A 15707-nucleotide genomic window follows, 5' to 3' on the forward strand; every position below is an offset into this window, starting at 1 on the left:
GGAGGTGGGTATGACACTGCGGACCAGTGAGGCGCAGACCGAGGCTCTGCGAAGACAGGCCGAAGCCGAAGGCCGTTCCATGCAAGCGGTCGCGCTGTCGGCAATCGACGAGTACATCGCGCGTCGCGAACACAAGACCAAGGTCGATGCGGTTGCGCGTCGGGTTGTCAGCGAAGAAGCGGGCGTGTTGGAGCGACTCAAGGACGCATGACCGAGTATCTGGACCTCGAAGACGTGCTCGACGTAGCGAGACTCGCGCTCGGCGCACCTCCCGACATTCGTGACTACGGACTGCTCGAGTCCGCACTGGCCCGACCTCGCGCCTCGGTCTTCGGCGAGGACGCATACCCCGACCTCCACCTCAAGGCAGCGGCGCTGTTGCAGTCGATGACGCGCAACCACGCGCTCGTCGATGGCAACAAGCGAACTGCCTGGGCGGTGTGCCTGACATTCCTGGGCATGAACGGGCAGTGGATCACGGCGTCGGAGAACGACCGTTTCGCATTCGTCATCGACGTGGCGACCGGTGGCGTGGACGCACTTGATCGCATCGCAGATCAGCTGCGGACCTGGAGTCAACGTAGCCCGTGACCGGGGCAGCATCGCCTACACAGGCATCAACCGCAGCGTCGTCTGTGCTGCCTCGTCGCCCACCATCCGGTCGACCGAGCCGGATCCGGGCCCTCCGTACTTCGCGTGATACGACGCGTCGACCGCTTCCCGAAGTCGGCCGACGAGCGCACCTACGTCGGTGACTGATACGTCGAGCTCGTCCGCGCCGAGCCGCACGCGAGCCATGCCGGAAGCCGATGCGTGGCCATACCAACCGGACTCGCGCCGATACCAGGTGCGGACATAGACGGCGTCCTCGGACCGCACCACCCAGACTGGCGTGAAGCGCAGCAATCGGCCATCGGGGCGGCGTGCGGCGATCTCCAATTCCCGCATGGCCTCGACGGTCGACAACATGTCCAGCGACCAGCGTCCGCTCATGCCGTCAGGGTACCGACCGCCGGACGACGTGCAGGTGGCTCCGATGTGCGCGACAGTCAGAGCAGCAGCACCCACACGAACCGCAAACCGATGGCGGTGAACCCGAGGATCGCGGTCGCCACCAACCACCGCTTGGCGAGTCGATCGCCGGCGGAGCGGTCGCGACCCGGACGCAGGTAGACGTACGCGGCCGCGATCGCGCACGCGGTGGCCGCGATGCCAGTACCGAGAACCAGGAGCAGCATCACCACGTTCACCGTGTTGTCGAGTTCGCCCATCGGTCACCTTCCTGACGTGACGACCACTCCAGGATGCCGATATCGGTGTGGCAATGGGTGATTTCGGCGGGCCGCACTACCGAGTGGCGTCGGCCAGTACCGAGGAGCGATGCGCGTCAGGACGATTCCTCGACGACCCCGCGCAACCCGTCGGTGCCGAACAGCGGTTCCAGCATCGAACTGAAATCCGGTCCGCGGCGAAGCATTTGACCGCCATCGACATTGATCACCTGCCCGGTGATCCAGCCAGAACGCTCGCTGAGCAGAAACGCCGCCATCCAGCCGATGTCGTCGACCTCGCCGATCCGGGGCAGCGGGGTGTTGATGCGGTAGTCCCCGCTGAGTGATTTGTCGTCGAGCACTGCGGCCACCAGGTCGGTGCGCACCAGGCCGGGCCGTATCCCGTTGACCCGCACACCACTTGTGCCCAACTCGTCGGCGGCCAAGGCCACCATGTGGTCCACCGCGGACTTGGTGACCCCGTAGGCGCCGAACCACCGATGAGTATTGCTCGCGGCGATCGACGAGATCGCGACAAACGACCCGCCGCCGGCTCGAACCAGTTCGCGCGCGGAGTGTTTAAGCGTGAACATGGTCCCGTTGACGTTGAGGTCGACGGTACGCTTCCAGGCGTCCGAGTCCATCTGGGTGATCGGGCCGATCGTCTCGCTGCCGCCGGCGCAGGCCACCGCGCCGTGCAGGCCGCCACGACCACTCGCGGTTCGGACCGCTTCCGCGATCTGCTCCTCGTCCGTGACGTCAGCGACATGGGTGTGCACGGAGGCACGTCCCGACGACGCGTTCAGTTTCGCTGCCGTGTTCTCGAGACGCTCGGCAGTGCGACCGACGATGGTGACGGTGGCGCCGCACTCGACCAACACGGATGCGATCCCCGCGCCAATGCCGGTACCGCCGCCGGTCACCAGGACCGATTTTCCTGTCATGTCCACCCGACGCATTAGAACGTGTTCCATCACTGGCGTCAACGTCCATTGCACCGAATCGACACATCGTGTGCTTGCTGCCGCGTGGGCGGTCTAGTATCAAAACAAGAACAGGTTCTAGTAAGGTTTCGGTGCCGAAGGAGTACGCATGCACACCCCGATCTGCGATGAGCTCGGTATCGAGTTCCCGATTTTCGCATTCACCCACTGCCGCGACGTGGTGGTTGCTGTCAGCAAGGCCGGTGGTTTCGGCGTACTGGGTGCGGTCGGCTTCACGCCCGAACAACTCGAGATCGAATTGAACTGGATCGACGACCACATCGGCGATCGCCCCTATGGTGTCGACATCGTGATCCCCAACAAGTACGAGGGCATGGACGCCAACATGTCGACCGAGGAGCTCACTACGATGCTCCAGTCGATGGTGCCTGCCGAGACCCTCGACTTCGGTCGCAAGCTGCTGCTCGACCACGGCGTCCCGCTCAACGAGGATGACGACAATTCCCTGCAGCTACTCGGTTGGACCGAGGCCACCGCGACGCCGCAGGTGGAGATCGCGCTGCAGCACCCGAAAGTCAAGCTCATCGCCAACGCGCTCGGCACCCCGCCGCCCGACATGATCCAGAAGATCCACGATTCCGGACGCAAGGTGGCGGCGCTGTGCGGCTCTCCGCAGCAGGCGCTCAAGCACGCCGAGGCCGACGTGGACATCATCATCGCCCAAGGCGGCGAAGGCGGTGGCCACTGCGGTGAGGTCGGTTCGATCGTGCTGTGGCCGCAGGTCGTCAAGGCTGTCGCACCGCGCCCCGTGTTGGCGGCGGGCGGCATCGGCAGCGGACAGCAGATCGCCGCCGCACTTGCACTCGGCACCCAGGGAGCATGGACCGGATCGCAGTGGCTGATGGTGGAGGAGTCGGAGAACACTCCGATCCAGCAGAAGGCCTACATCGACGCGGGTAGCCGTGACACGGTGCGCAGCCGCTCGTTCACCGGCAAACCGTGCCGGATGTTACGGAACGACTGGACCGAGGCGTGGGAAGACCCCAACACCCCCGACCCGCTGGGAATGCCGTTGCAGTACATGGTGTCCGGGATGGCGGTCGCCGCTACCCACAAACATCCCGACGAGAGCATCGATGTCGCCTTCAACCCGGTCGGCCAGGTGGTCGGGCAGTTCCAGAAGGTGGAGAAGTCGTCGGCGGTCATCGAACGATGGGTGCAGGAATACATCGACGCAACGTCGTCATTGGATGCACTGGCCAACGTCGCCCCCTGATCCCCCGGGGAGCAGGTGAGGCTCAGAGGCGGCCGAGCAGTTCTGCCTTCTTGGCGGCGAATTCCTCGTCGGAGAGGATGCCGCGCTGATGAAGTCCGGCCAGTGACTCGATCGCGTTGATGATCGCGGTCGAATCGCCGGGGTCCTCACCGGCGGAGGGGGCAGGGTACGTCGAGTCCTGCTGCGGAGCCGAGTGCGCGGAGTTCGACGGTTGCTGCGGCGGATTGTCCTGTACCGGTGCATCGACAGACCCGGCGGCGGGTGCCCCGATGCCCACCTCCGGCAGACTGGAGACGTCGAAGGTTCCGTACTGGCTGGTGAACAGCAACGATCCCGCCGACCCGCCTTGCTGCTGTTGCACGCCCCCGATGTTGTGGTCGCCGGTGTCGAAAATGCGGACCACGCCGGAGGTGTCGACGGCCAGTCGGCGGGTACTCGGGAAAATCGCGTAGCGAGATTGGTTCTGTCCACCGGTCGAACTCGGCACCCCGAGTTCGGCCGGCCACCAGTTGTTGGACCCGAACACGCCGGCGCTGCCGGCCGGCAGCGGCGGGAAAACCTGGGTCGTGGCCAGCAACTGGGACAGCTCGTTGCACAGTGCGTCGACGCGCGCCTTGAGTGCATTGTCGAACATGTTGCCGACCATCGTCATCCCGCCGCGCATCCACTGGCCGGAACCGCCCAACTCGGGGACCGAGAACTGGGCCATCGTGCCCCCACCCGCGTTGACGGCCACCAGCATGGACACGACCGCATCGCGTGAGAGACCGTGGCGTTGTGCCACATCATTGACTGCTGCGTCGGCTTCAGGGGTGAGGGCCTGGTTCATGTCGGTGATTCCTTCGTCGGGCGATGCCGGATCCGAGGGTACAGGGATCGGTGTGGTGCGCATCGGCCGGCGACGCTTCGACCCCGGTCAGAGGGTTGAGAGCACTTCACCGGCGACCCGGTGACCCGATTCGATGGCACCTTCCAGGTAGCCGGCGTGCTCACGGGCGGTCTCGGTTCCGGCCCAGTGCAGGCGACCGACCGGGTCGGATGGCATCGGGAGGAATCCCTCGGTGGTGCCGATATGTGGCAGTGCCAGATAGCCGCCGCCCACAAACTCGTCGAGGTGCCATGATTTCTCGTGCCAGTCGGACGGCGCGGTGACCTCCGGCCCGAGGTGGGCCGCCAACGCCCCGAGGAGCGCGCCTTGTCGCTGCTCGGTGGTCAGCTCGTCGAGCTCACGCGCCTCCGGGCCGGCGACCAGCAAGCAGAGATGACCCGGACCCTCCGGTGCCGTGGTGTCGTAGACCGCTGCGCCGGGGTGTCCGAGCATCATGAACTCGGCTCCGGAACGTGCGTGCCAGAACGGTCGCGAATACACCGCGATGGCCTTGTAGACCGAACCCATGTAGGTGTTGTGCTGCAGAGCAATGCGGGTCGGCGGAAGCGCTGGGTCCATGTCGATGGACGCGACCACGGGCGGCGGGACGGCGACGACGACCCTGTCGGCGACCACGGTGAGGGCGTGCGTGCGCAGAGTCGCGGAATCCGCGGTTTGCGAGATCGCGGTCACCCGACAGCCGGTGTGTACCCGAGAGCCGAGTTCCTCGGCCAAGGTGTCGGTCAGGGTGCCGACGCCCTCGAGTACCAATGACTCCTGAGCGCCGCCGCTGCTCGACAGCATGCCGGTCAATCCGCCCTCGTGACTGATCATCGGGGTGAGTGCGTGAACGGAGAGTCGGTCGGTGTCGGCGGTGGACGCCACCGCAGCGATGACCTCGAGTAACCGCCGGGCGCGTCGACCAGGCACGCGGCGAATCCATCCGGCGACGCTTGACGAGTTCCAGCGCTCTGGCATCCCGAGTCTGGCGAGGGTACCCACGATGGTCAGTGCCGCCGCTGCGGTCAGCACCGACCCAGACGCCGCCGACACCGTCCGCGGGCCGTCCACAATCACCGGTATCCGACCCGTGCGCATCGGAAACACTGTGGCGTTGCAGTCCGCCGCGAGCCGCGTCAACCGGTCGTGTCCGTGGCCGACCCACTGGCCGCCGAGGTCCAGACGAGAACCGAAAATCGATGTCGCACTGAATGCCCGGCCACCCACTCGATCGGCCGCCTCCAGAATCACGACGTCGACGCCGCGCCGGTGTAGTTCGGTCGCGGCCGTCAGTCCCGAGAGTCCCGCCCCGACGATGGCCACGGTCGTGTGGATCTGAGCCGGTTCCGTCATCGCCGCTCAGTCCTCACCGGCCAGGATTTCGACCGCGGCGCGTCGGCCGGATCGGATCGCGCCGTCCATGTACCCGTTCCACACATCGGAGGTTTCCGCACCGGCCCAGTGGATCCGACCGACCGGTGCCGCGAGCACGCGGCCGTACTGCGTCCACACGCCGGCGCCGAGTCGGCCGCCATAGCATCCGCGGGTGAACTCCTCTGCGGTCCAGTCCTGTTCGATTACCTCGGTGGGCCCGGCGGCTCGTGCGCCGAAGTAGGTGACGAGGTTGCCGACGATCCGGTCGCGCCGCTCGTCGGCGGAGAGTTCCGCGGCACGACGAGCGTGTGCGCCCTCGAGGAAACCGACGATGACGCCGCATGATCCGTCCGCTGGGGAGTTGTCCAGGGTCACGTTGAACTCATCGTCGAGGCTCAGCACGAATCCGTTGAGTCCCTCCTCGCGCCAGAACGGTGTCGGGTAGGCCACGTGGAACTTGATCACCGAACCGGCCGGGATCTGTTGGGTCAGTGCGTCTCTGGCGGCAGGCAATGGCGGGGTGTAGCGAATGCGACCGGCCAGGGTCTGGGGGACTGCGACGATCACGTGCTTCCCGTGAATCTCGCCGCCCGCGAAACCGACCACCACGCCGTCGGTGTCCGCTCGGATGTCACGCACCACGGTGCGCAGGCGGACCCGGTCACCGAGGTCCTCGGCCATCCGCTCCGAGATGCGATGTGTCCCACCGACAACCCGTGACTCCTGGGCGCCACCGGTCGTCGTGACCAGGGACTCGAGGCTGGTTCCCGACTTCACATAGAACAGGAAGTGCAGCAGCGAGAGCTCCGGTGTCTCCGCGGAGAACAGTGCCGGTACCAGGACGCGGAACAAGCGTAGTGCAAGCGTGTCGGAGGTGTTGGTGCGCAACCATTCGTCGAGTGTTCGGCGGTCCAAGTAGTCTGCGTCGGTCGTCTCCCAGGGGGCTGACGTCAAGACCGTTTCGGCCAGCGTGGTGATCTCCTCCCAGAGTCGCCCGACCTCCACAGCCGACTCCATCGGAAGCCCGAAGGTGTCGTCGGCATATCGCACGACCGCTCCGTCGTAAACAGTCAGCGAGTCGCCGTCGTCGTAGGTGCGGAACGTCTCGAGGCCGAGCTCGTCGATCAGTTCGAGGACGGCATCCTGGGTGGGCCCCACCCACTGTCCGCCCAGCTCCACCGGTACCCCGTTCGCGAGCGCCCCACCGAAGGTGCGGCCGGCAACCCGGTCGCGCGCTTCGAGGACTGCGACAGTGCGACCGTTGGCGACCAGTGACCGCGCTGCGCTGAGTCCGGCGAGCCCGGCTCCGACCACCACCACGTCGACGTTATCCATGGGATTCCCTTTCGGCGCTGATCGGCTCGGGGGGATGTGCACCCGAGCCGCAAACTCAGTCATACGTATGACTTGAAGCGAGTGTAGGGGAGGTCACATCGGTCCACAAGGGTTGATTCAGCCGGCGGATCGCACCGACGCGAGGTCGGTGATCATCCGGATCAGGGCCTCCACGTCCGCGCTCGCCCGGTCGGAATCCGGCGCGATGACGTGCTGGACGATCAGGCCGTCGATGCCGGCCACCAAGACGCGGGCGAGTTGGTCATAGGGCACGGCTGCGGTCTCGTCCGCCCGGGCTGCCGCGCGCCGACACCAGTCCTCGACGACCTGGCAATACCGCTCGTACTGCCAGCGCGGCAGGTCTTCGAGACCAGGCGTGCGCAAGGCGTAGGTGACCAACTCGAGCTGCAGCAGCTGGAGGTCGCGATGGTCGATCACCAGCACTGACCAGAAGTTGCGCAGTCCGTTGCCGATGGCGTTGCCCAGGCCGGAGTCGATGTCGGCTGAGTCGCGCAGCACATCGGCGATTTCGTCGACGACATCGGAGATGACCGCGTGCAGCAGGCCGAGCTTGTTGGGGAAGACGTACTGAAGAGTGCCCAGCGGGATGTCTGCCTCGTTGGCCACCGCACGCATCGTCAGCCGCGTGATGCCCTCCCGCATCATGACGGCGCGGGCCGCGGCGACGGCCTGCCTGGTACGGACCGATGACTCGACGTAGGGCATCTCTCACCTTCGGGCGACGTGCCCCGCCGATAGTGGAGAGGCCGCTGTGATCAGCCTCAGCAATAGCACAGGAGATTGGGTGGCGGGATGCTCACCGGTGGAGGTGTCCGCCGCCGCTGCCGGTGAGAAGCTCCAGATCGATGTCCCATGCCCGGTGCCGGAATCGGCGGAGGACGGCACGGGCGCCAAACACGAGAAGGGCGATGAGGGAGAGAACCGCCAGGTAGAAGGCGACCGCCGTCAGCACCGAACCCAGCGCGGCCTCGACTGCGGTCAGTGGGGCATGGGTGGCGTCACCTGCGTCGTCGACCCACAGGTCGAAACGGTCACCGGCGTTGATGCTGCCGTCGTCGACATCGACGCTGCCGTTGTGCGGCACGGAGTTGTAGGTCCATCGTGCGGTCACCATCGCGCCACCGCCGGCCTCGGTGACGATTGCGGACGCGTCGTCGACTGCGGTGGCCTGGACGGTATGGATGGTCTGGGCCTGGCGTTCCATCGCGGCGGTCTGCGCGGCATGGACCTCGCTGTGCACGAGGAACGAGAACGGGATGGCCACCAGCGCCAGCGCGGTGGCCAGGCAGAGCGTCAAGGCCTCGATGCGGTCGTTGCGCCGGACCAGTGGATTGCGACTCAGGAGTCGTGCGATCGGCCAGCAGCGCGGCGTCAGCGCCGGTGACACTCGCCCCCGGGCCGGATTGGTTGCACGACGCACCTATTCATGGTGGCACCGGATTCGGTCGGAATGCCAGTGGGAGGCCTTCACAGGGATGAACATCACAGGACGATCTCACCGATGACGTCGCGATATCCGATCCGGCTGTCGCGCTCGGTGAAGGGCTGAAGCGGCGCGCTGGTGCTCGTACACCCGACGGCCATCGTTGATCACGAAATGGTCGCAAATCGGCGATTCGAGTTGACAGACTTTGTGAAACACGTCACCCGGCGTCGCCGGGTGTGAATATCCAGCTCAGGGCGGCAAAACGACGGTTCGTGCGGCGGGAGATATTCCCGGTTTCAAGCGTTTTAATCGCCGTTCACTTGGACAACACACAGGTATGTATATCAATCTGTTACCTGTCACGAGGCAGGCGACGGTCTGCCCAGCACGAGAAAGTCGAATAGCTATGCGGAACCACACCGCATGCGCAATCCGCGGACTCGTGTTGGCCATCGGGGCCATCACCGCCGCTGTCTGAGCGATCTGCGCCAGACAACCCGCTTCGCCCGGGTGTTGCGCCATGCGCGCGACGACTACGTCGTCCACATACAAGTCCACTCACAGCGCTGACCGAGCCGGGAGCCCACGCGTGCCCCGGATGTGCAGTGCTGCCGGCCGACATGCGGCCGCAACGATCAGGAACCACTTCACATGTCTGTTTTCACCACTTCGCTTCGTCGTGTCCGGGGCGTCTCCCGCGCCCGGACCAGCCACGTCGTGGGCGCCGCAACGCTGGCCATCGCCGCTGCGGTGACCGCAGGATCCATCGCTGTGGACGAGCCTGCCCGGGCGGAGCAGCCGATCACCCAGACCGCCCACACCATCGACCTGGGTGACAACGCCGAGACCCCGGCGAAGTCGTCGACCACGACCCCAGCTGTGGCGCCGGCACCCGCGCCGGTGCCGGCTCCGGCACCTGCGCCCAAGCCCGCACCCAAGCCCGTGTATCCGGACAACCTCGATGGCTGGATTCGTGAGTCGCTCGACATCATGCGGGCCAACAACATCCCCGGCAGCTACGACGGTATCTATCGCAACATCATGCGCGAGTCGACCGGAAACCCGCAGGCCATCAACCTCTATGACTCCAACGCCGCCGCAGGAATCCCGTCGAAGGGTTTGCTGCAGGTGATCGACCCGACCTTCGCCGCCTACCACGTCAAGGGAACGGCTTTCGACGTCTGGAACCCGGTCTCCAACATCGTCGCGGCCTGCAACTACGCGGCCCACCGCTACGGGTCGATGGACAACGTCAGCTCGGCGTACTGAGGTTTCGTCCGACGCGTTCGTCAGCTCAGGCCCACCAACCGCTCCGAGGTCTCCCACAACCCGTCGATGAGTTCCTGCTTGCGCGCCTGCGGGTTCTCTCGACCATTCGCCCGGTGACGGCTGAAGTACACGCCGTTGATCGTCGGGTCGGCACCCCGGTTGGCCAGGGCGATCAACGGTTCGGCGCCCCGCTCGGGAGTGATGGTCCCGACCTTCTTGAGCGGTGTGCGATAGAGCAGGCCGACAAAGAACGAATCGCGACCGAAGCTCGTCGCAGCAGGTCCGGGGTGTACTGCGGCAGAGACGATTCCGTCATCTCGCCAGCGATCGGCGATGCCGCGGGTGAAGAGGATGTTCTCCAGCTTTCCGGTTCCGTAGCAGCGTAACTCGAGTGCTCGGCGTCGGTCGAAGTCGAGGTCGTCGAGGTCCACCTGGCCGGCGAGATTGCCGATACTAGAGGTGTTGAGCACCAATCCACCGCCGTCGGCGGCGAGGGCATCGTGCAGCAGGTTGGTCAGCAGGAAGCTGCCGAGGTGGTTGATCTGGAAGTTCGGTTCGTGACCGTCGGCGGTCCGCTTCTTCGGATCGAAGGTTCCGCCCGCATTGTTGAGCAGCACGTCGATCGAGCCGACTCGGTCGCGGATCTCACCGGCGAGCCGGCGCACGTCGTCGAGCTTGGCGTAGTCCGCGGTCAACGCGGTGGCGCCGGCCTGCGCGGCGACCGCCTCGGTCTTGTCCGCCGAGCGACCCACGACGATGAGGTCCACACCCGGGCCTGCGAGTGCGCGCGCGGTTACTGCACCGATCCCATCGCTGGCCCCGGTGATCACGATGGTCCGCTGCTGTGGCACGAGTTCAGTCCTCCTGGTCGGTTTCCGACGATCCCCCGGCCGACAATACGGACCGGACGGTCACGGCCGAGGTGGTATTGCGGCTATCGGCCACAATCGATGGCGGCGCGGCGCTGGTCGGCGGACGACCGTCCGATCGCCTGGGATGACGATGATCAATCGGTCAGCACCACCAGTTCCCGCGTCGCGCGTGTCATCGCGACATAGCGATCCACCGCACCGGTGAGTCCGCTGCCGAACGCGTCCGGGTTCACCAGCACCACCAGATCGAACTCCAGTCCCTTGGCCTGCTGCGGGGACAGTGAGCGGATGCGGCCGGAGGCGGCGAAGTCGGGGGCGCCGATCACACAGGCGGTCCCTTCGTGGTGTGCCGCCGACCAGCGGGCCACAACCTCATCCAGCTCGGTCACCGGGCCGGTCACGACCGGAATGCCACTGACGCGGATCGATCTCGGTACGTTGGCATCCGGCAGCGCCGCACGGATCACCGGCGCCGCCTCGGCCATGATCTCCTCGGGCGTGCGATAGTTCACCGTCAATGTCGCCGACCGGACGTCACGAAACCCGACGCGAGCCAGCCGCTGCGACCACGACTCGGCAAACCCGGCGCGCGCCTGGGCGCGATCGCCGACGACCGTGAAGCTACGAGAAGGGCAACGCGCCAACAGCATCTGCCACTGGGCATCGGTGAGTTCCTGGGCTTCGTCGACGATGATGTGCGCATACGGGCCGGACAGCGGTACCGCCTCGGTGTCCGACGTGGCGTTGGCGTCGCCGAGGATGTCGCGCAGATCGACGCTCCGCAACATCGACATCAGTCCGTCGCCGTCGTCATAGGTGTTGGACGCCAACAACTCGTCGACCACCCGATCCATCCGTTGGTGGTCGGTGTGGCGGGCGGCCGCGGTGCGCCGCCGTCGCTGCGCAGCCATCGGGTCGCCGAGCCGTCGGCGCGCGGCGTCGAGCAGCGGCAGATCCGACTCCGTCCAAGCGGCCGCGTCGGATCGTTGCAGCACCGCGATCTCGGCGCGGCTCAGGTGCGGGGCGCACAGCCGGAGATAGGCAGGCACCGACCAGAGGTCGCTCACGAGATCGGTGTAGTCCAGCATCGGCCATGCGCGGTTCACCGCTGTGGTGAGTTCGTCGTTGTCCGCCAAAGACTTCCGCAGTTGCTCGGCGGGCACGTCATCGTCGTGTTTGGCGATGACGAGGTCCACCAGCGCTGCCCACACCTCGTCACGAGCCTCGTTGTGCGGTGTGCCCGACTCGGGTGCCCCGAATGCCTCGAGCCACTCGGCGCGGGTGATCTCGACGTCGGCCCAATCGGTTTCCACGGTCATCGAGTCGGTCGGCGGAGCCTCGTAGAAGCGTACGGCCGCTTCGATGGCATCGACCAGCGCCATCGAGGATTTCAACCGGGCGACAACGTGGTCGCTCTCGGGCACCGCTGTCGCGCCTTCGGGCAGCAGGTCACGCAGGGTCACCGTGTGCACGCCCTCTTCGCCCAGGCTCGGCAGGACATCGGCGACGTAACCCAGATACGGCTCGTGGGGGCCGACCACCAAGACGCCGCCCCGATTGCCGGCCAGTCGCGGATCGGCGTAGAGCAAGTATGCGGCACGATGCAGCGCGACGACGGTTTTGCCGGTGCCGGGACCGCCGTCCACCACCAGTGCGCCGCGTGATTCCGCGCGCACGATGGCGTCCTGGTCGGCGGCGATCGTGCTCAGCACGTCACGCATGCGGGGTGATCGGTTCGCCTCGAGGCCGGCGATGAAGGCGGAGTCGGCGTCGAGGACCAGCGACGGGTCGGTGGCGGCGTCGGGGCGCAGCGCCTCGTCCCAGAAGTCGACGATGCGGCCGCGCCCCCATCGGTACCGGCGGCGGCTGACCAACCCCATCGGCCGGGCCGGGGTCGCTGAGAAGAAGGGTGCGGCCGCCGGTGTGCGCCAGTCGATGAGGAGTTGCCGTCCCGATCGGTCGGTGAGGCCGATCCGGCCGATGTAGTGGATCTCGGTGGTGCCGTCCGGTTCGGCTACGACGATTCGGCCGAGGCAGAGATCGAGCCGGAAGCGGTGCAGGGTGCGCAGGCGGCCGGTCAACTCGTGGATCTCCAGGTCACGTTCGACCGCCTGTTTTCCCCGTCGTCCGGCAGTCCTGCGCACGGCGTCGAGTCGATCGGACAGGTCGGTGATGAGTGCGTCGAGGCTCACCGACATGGTCGCGAAATGGCGCTCGTCGTCGGCGATGACCTCCACGGTGGACTTTGTCGGATCGGCGGTGTGGAAGATGGCGACGTCACGGGTCTCGGGGTTGCGTGGTGGCATTCGGGCGGCTCCGAAGGTATGACCGGCGTGGTCAGGTGTTGGTGGAGTTGCGGTTTCGGCACAGGACCGCAACGTCGGGAACGGGTCGGCGTGGGGTTGACACCTCCGCGACGTCGGGCAGGGCGGGGCGGAGACGACCATTGTGCAGGTCGACCCGGGTCTTGCGGCAAGACCCGGGTCGCGCGGTATCGTGAAAGGGGCAGGGGAATCCGGCGATCGGGCCCGAAGCGTGAGCGGTCTTCACGAGGCGGGGTCGTGCGGCCGGTCGGCCGGGGCCGCGGTGGTTTACAGGGGCGAGGACGCCCACCAACCCGGAATCGGTGTCATCGGTGGTTGTGGCGATGTCGCCTGCGCGGGGAGATGCGTCGGTACTTCGGCCGGAGTGCCCGCCGCACATGCCCTTTCATCGGCGGTGGTGTGGGGATATATCGCGGCGAAGTCGTAGCGCGTGACATGCCAGTCGCCGAAGACGTCGCCATGCGGTGTCCGAGCCGTCCCGCGGATGTTGCTCGGTGGGACCACACCGCCCCGCCGGAAGTCGATCTCGACCGGCCGGGGCGCATCCAGCCGTCCCGACCACTCGTCGTCGGCGACCTGAACTGACCGATACCCATAGCGGCACAGAACGATCCGAGTCCAGTCGGCGTCGTCGACACGCCGCAGACCCGTGAAGAACGCGCTCCCGACACCGGGATGCGTAGCCGAGGTCTCCGCCGGATACACCTCGATCATCTGGGCGATGTTGGAGGGCGCGGCCTCCTCGAACCCGCGATATCCCCACTGCACCGATCGTCCGGCGTTGGCGAGTTCGAAGGATTCGACGAACGCCCGGACGAATGTGCCCTCCTGCCCGGAGACGTCGAAGACCCCGTTCGGCAACCATCGGAAGGTGACGTCGAAGCCGCTGGGGATGTCCTCGGATGGCATGGGTACGGCCCGCGGTGCCGGGTCGTCGGGGGTGTTGCCGCATCCGCCGAGCGTGAGCGCGGTGACGGCGGCGGCGAGCAGCGCGAGTACGCGATGGCGACGATGTGTTCGCATCGGCGGTCCATCCCTTCGGGCGGCCCCCCACTCGGCTTGACTGCAGGATAGGCGCCCGACCGGTGCGGATTGCGTGGCCTGCGGCATCGGATCGGCCTAGAAAAGGCAACGAAATCGACACGACGGTCAGGTGACCCTCACCTGGCTTGCAGTCGACGACGCGGTGTGTCCGGCCGACGTTCGGCGGCCACGCGGGCGAGCACCTCGCGGAAGGCGACCACGGCGGGATGACCGCCGCGCCCGGCGCGCACCGACGTGTACAGGATGCGCTCGGGATTGCCGGTCAGCGCAGCGAGTTGCGCGCCGGCCAGATGCTCGGCCGCGATCAGCGCGGGCACGAAGGCCACCGCATGACCGGTGCGGACCATCTGGGCGTGCAGCAGCGGGTCGGGGCCCTCCATCCGGACCCGCGGCTCGAATCCAGCTCCGCGGCACATCGCCCGCGCCCAGTCGCCGCTCGCGGTGCCCGGTGGGTCCAGCGCCCACGGCGCGTCGGCGAGGTCGGCGATCCGATCCGGTTGTTGGGCCCATGCGCCGTGTGAGGGCACCGCGAGGAACAGCGGGTCACGGACGAGGTCGGCGCGATCGGTTCCGGCGCGGACGGGGTCGGGCAGATCGGGGTATTCCTCGCCGAGGATCAGGTCGAAGTCGTGGGCCAGCAGGCCGCTGAAGGCTTCGTCGACAGCACGCTGGGTGATCTCGACCTGCAGTGATGGATACCGCAGGTTCAGCAGCGTCAGTGCGGGCGGTGCGATCTCCAGCAGCACCGTCTGGAATGACGCCACCCGCAGTGTGCCGCTGACCTCGGGTTGGGTGGCGGCCAACTCGGCCTCGGCCAGCTCGAGCTGTGCCAGCACGAGCTCGGTGTGGCCGACAAGTGTCACCGCGTCGTCGGTCAGCCGGACTCGCCGCCCGACGTGTTCGAGCAGCGGCACGCCCACTTCGCGTTCGAGGAGCGAGAGCTGCTGGGAGATGGCCGACGGACTGTAGGAGAGTGCGTCGGCGACCTGCGCCAGCGTGCCACGCAGGTGCAGTTCACGCAGGATGCGCAGGCGCGTCACATTGAGCATCGCCATATCTTAAGTAGAAGTGACTGGTTATCGGTGAAAACATTCACTGGACTGATCGTATAGCCCAGGGTGATGCTGGCGTCATGAAAGCCATGACGACGCCCCGGAACGCAGTGCTGCGCCGTGCCGACCAGACCGGTCCGGCTGTGCTGATGATTCTCGGTTCGTGTGTCTCGCTGCAGTTCGGTGCAGCCCTGGCCGTGCAGATGTTCGATGGTGTCGGACCGCTAGGCGCCACCACTCTGCGGCTGACGATCGCCGCCGCCATTCTGCTCGTCGTGATCCGCCCGGACGTTCGGCGTTGGACGCGGAGGCAGTGGATCGCGGTGGTGGCTTTCGGTGCCGCGATCGGGGCGATGAACGGGGCCTTCTACTCGGCTATCGACCGCCTTCCGCTGGGGGTGGCGGTGTCGATAGAGTTCACCGGCCCGCTGATCCTCGCCGCGGTGCTGTCCCGCAGTCGGACCGACCTCGCGTGGGTGTCCCTGGCGGTGGCCGGCATGGCGCTGCTCGGTATCGAGCTATGGGGCCGGCTTCGCCGGTGACGCGGAGATGCGAAGGTTTGCCGTGGTTGAGTCGGGTGGACGGGCGATACTGGTGGGTGTGTCACGTTGTGAACCCGTTGATCTCTAGC

17 protein-coding genes are annotated in these 15707 nt (G+C 66.6%); 5 read left to right on the top strand and 12 right to left on the bottom strand.

Translation table 11 applies throughout. The features are described 5' to 3' along the window. The first annotated feature begins 4 nt into the window (after positions 1-4). Both L1892_RS22660 and L1892_RS22665 read left to right on the top strand, forming a co-directional pair. Positions 5-211 (top strand): CopG family transcriptional regulator, encoded by a 207-nt coding sequence (locus L1892_RS22660; RefSeq protein ID WP_235726038.1) that lies wholly within the window; start codon positions 5-7, stop codon positions 209-211. Then, positions 208-591, top strand: a complete 384-nt coding sequence (locus L1892_RS22665; RefSeq protein WP_235726039.1) for a type II toxin-antitoxin system death-on-curing family toxin — start codon at positions 208-210, stop codon at positions 589-591. The genes L1892_RS22660 and L1892_RS22665 overlap by 4 nt, the downstream gene beginning before the upstream one ends. Positions 592-606: 15 nt before the next feature. Here L1892_RS22665 and L1892_RS22670 read toward each other — a convergent pair whose 3' ends face one another. The 3 genes from L1892_RS22670 to L1892_RS22680 form a co-directional block, all read right to left on the bottom strand. Continuing rightward, positions 607-993: a DUF2255 family protein gene (locus tag L1892_RS22670; RefSeq protein ID WP_235726040.1), complete on the bottom strand. Its 387-nt coding sequence runs from the start codon at positions 991-993 to the stop codon at positions 607-609. A gap of 56 nt (positions 994-1049) precedes the next feature. Continuing rightward, positions 1050-1271 carry a hypothetical protein gene (locus tag L1892_RS22675; RefSeq protein ID WP_235726041.1) on the bottom strand — a complete coding sequence of 74 codons (222 nt, stop codon included), beginning with the start codon at positions 1269-1271 and terminating at the stop codon, positions 1050-1052. A 116-nt stretch (positions 1272-1387) separates the two neighbouring features. Beyond that, a complete protein-coding gene (locus L1892_RS22680; protein ID WP_235726042.1) occupies positions 1388-2215 on the bottom strand; it encodes an SDR family oxidoreductase in 828 nt (275 codons plus the stop codon). 148 nt (positions 2216-2363) lie between these two features. Here L1892_RS22680 and L1892_RS22685 point away from each other — a divergent pair, with 148 nt between their 5' ends. After that, positions 2364-3491 (top strand): nitronate monooxygenase, encoded by a 1128-nt coding sequence (locus tag L1892_RS22685; RefSeq protein ID WP_235726043.1) that lies wholly within the window; start codon positions 2364-2366, stop codon positions 3489-3491. A 22-nt stretch (positions 3492-3513) separates the two neighbouring features. Here L1892_RS22685 and L1892_RS22690 read toward each other — a convergent pair whose 3' ends face one another. The 5 genes from L1892_RS22690 to L1892_RS22710 all read right to left on the bottom strand — a co-directional run bounded on the left by L1892_RS22690 (position 3514) and on the right by L1892_RS22710 (position 8509). Continuing rightward, a complete protein-coding gene (locus L1892_RS22690) occupies positions 3514-4320 on the bottom strand; it encodes an SHOCT domain-containing protein (RefSeq protein ID WP_235726044.1) in 807 nt (268 codons plus the stop codon). An 87-nt stretch (positions 4321-4407) separates the two neighbouring features. Next, the gene (locus L1892_RS22695) at positions 4408-5712 is read right to left on the bottom strand and encodes a flavin monoamine oxidase family protein (protein ID WP_235726045.1); all 1305 of its coding nucleotides are present in this window, start codon (positions 5710-5712) and stop codon (positions 4408-4410) included. Between the two features lie 6 nt (positions 5713-5718). After that, positions 5719-7068: a flavin monoamine oxidase family protein gene (locus tag L1892_RS22700; protein ID WP_235726046.1), complete on the bottom strand. Its 1350-nt coding sequence runs from the start codon at positions 7066-7068 to the stop codon at positions 5719-5721. Between the two features lie 117 nt (positions 7069-7185). Next, positions 7186-7794, bottom strand: coding sequence for a TetR/AcrR family transcriptional regulator (locus L1892_RS22705; protein WP_235726047.1), 609 nt, complete (start codon positions 7792-7794; stop codon positions 7186-7188). Between the two features lie 91 nt (positions 7795-7885). After that, on the bottom strand, positions 7886-8509 hold the full coding sequence (locus L1892_RS22710; protein ID WP_235726048.1) for an Rv1733c family protein: 624 nt from the start codon (positions 8507-8509) through the stop codon (positions 7886-7888). 657 nt (positions 8510-9166) lie between these two features. On the opposite strand from L1892_RS22710, the gene L1892_RS22715 reads away from it, so the two are divergent. Then, entirely contained in the window at positions 9167-9784 is a 618-nt protein-coding gene (locus L1892_RS22715) for a transglycosylase SLT domain-containing protein (protein WP_235726049.1), read from the top strand. A 20-nt stretch (positions 9785-9804) separates the two neighbouring features. Here L1892_RS22715 and L1892_RS22720 read toward each other — a convergent pair whose 3' ends face one another. The 4 genes from L1892_RS22720 to L1892_RS22735 all read right to left on the bottom strand — a co-directional run bounded on the left by L1892_RS22720 (position 9805) and on the right by L1892_RS22735 (position 15073). Beyond that, entirely contained in the window at positions 9805-10635 is an 831-nt protein-coding gene (locus L1892_RS22720) for an SDR family NAD(P)-dependent oxidoreductase (RefSeq protein ID WP_235726050.1), read from the bottom strand. Between the two features lie 155 nt (positions 10636-10790). Next, entirely contained in the window at positions 10791-12962 is a 2172-nt protein-coding gene (gene helR / locus L1892_RS22725) for an RNA polymerase recycling motor ATPase HelR (RefSeq protein WP_235726051.1), read from the bottom strand. A 285-nt stretch (positions 12963-13247) separates the two neighbouring features. Continuing rightward, positions 13248-14003: a hypothetical protein gene (locus L1892_RS22730; RefSeq protein ID WP_235726052.1), complete on the bottom strand. Its 756-nt coding sequence runs from the start codon at positions 14001-14003 to the stop codon at positions 13248-13250. A gap of 137 nt (positions 14004-14140) precedes the next feature. Next, a complete protein-coding gene (locus tag L1892_RS22735) occupies positions 14141-15073 on the bottom strand; it encodes a LysR family transcriptional regulator (protein WP_235726053.1) in 933 nt (310 codons plus the stop codon). A gap of 83 nt (positions 15074-15156) precedes the next feature. On the opposite strand from L1892_RS22735, the gene L1892_RS22740 reads away from it, so the two are divergent. After that, entirely contained in the window at positions 15157-15618 is a 462-nt protein-coding gene (locus L1892_RS22740; RefSeq protein ID WP_308191731.1) for an EamA family transporter, read from the top strand. Positions 15619-15707 lie beyond the last annotated feature (89 nt).

This window comes from Gordonia tangerina, from assembly GCF_021556435.1.
Lineage (GTDB): Bacteria > Actinomycetota > Actinomycetes > Mycobacteriales > Mycobacteriaceae > Gordonia > Gordonia tangerina.

What these genes read in the sequence shown, in the direction of transcription:
- helR (WP_235726051.1), bottom strand. Translation starts at nt 12,962, where the DNA reads ATGCCACCACGCAACCCCGAGACCCGTGACGTCGCCATCTTCCACACC.
- L1892_RS22735 (WP_235726053.1), bottom strand. Translation starts at nt 15,073, where the DNA reads ATGCTCAATGTGACGCGCCTGCGCATCCTGCGTGAACTGCACCTGCGT.
- L1892_RS22695 (WP_235726045.1), bottom strand. Translation starts at nt 5,712, where the DNA reads ATGACGGAACCGGCTCAGATCCACACGACCGTGGCCATCGTCGGGGCG.
- L1892_RS22670 (WP_235726040.1), bottom strand. Translation starts at nt 993, where the DNA reads ATGAGCGGACGCTGGTCGCTGGACATGTTGTCGACCGTCGAGGCCATG.
- L1892_RS22705 (WP_235726047.1), bottom strand. Translation starts at nt 7,794, where the DNA reads ATGCCCTACGTCGAGTCATCGGTCCGTACCAGGCAGGCCGTCGCCGCG.
- L1892_RS22715 (WP_235726049.1), top strand. Translation starts at nt 9,167, where the DNA reads ATGTCTGTTTTCACCACTTCGCTTCGTCGTGTCCGGGGCGTCTCCCGC.
- L1892_RS22690 (WP_235726044.1), bottom strand. Translation starts at nt 4,320, where the DNA reads ATGAACCAGGCCCTCACCCCTGAAGCCGACGCAGCAGTCAATGATGTG.
- L1892_RS22685 (WP_235726043.1), top strand. Translation starts at nt 2,364, where the DNA reads ATGCACACCCCGATCTGCGATGAGCTCGGTATCGAGTTCCCGATTTTC.
- L1892_RS22680 (WP_235726042.1), bottom strand. Translation starts at nt 2,215, where the DNA reads ATGACAGGAAAATCGGTCCTGGTGACCGGCGGCGGTACCGGCATTGGC.
- L1892_RS22665 (WP_235726039.1), top strand. Translation starts at nt 208, where the DNA reads ATGACCGAGTATCTGGACCTCGAAGACGTGCTCGACGTAGCGAGACTC.
- L1892_RS22700 (WP_235726046.1), bottom strand. Translation starts at nt 7,068, where the DNA reads ATGGATAACGTCGACGTGGTGGTGGTCGGAGCCGGGCTCGCCGGACTC.
- L1892_RS22730 (WP_235726052.1), bottom strand. Translation starts at nt 14,003, where the DNA reads ATGCGAACACATCGTCGCCATCGCGTACTCGCGCTGCTCGCCGCCGCC.
- L1892_RS22740 (WP_308191731.1), top strand. Translation starts at nt 15,157, where the DNA reads ATGAAAGCCATGACGACGCCCCGGAACGCAGTGCTGCGCCGTGCCGAC.
- L1892_RS22675 (WP_235726041.1), bottom strand. Translation starts at nt 1,271, where the DNA reads ATGGGCGAACTCGACAACACGGTGAACGTGGTGATGCTGCTCCTGGTT.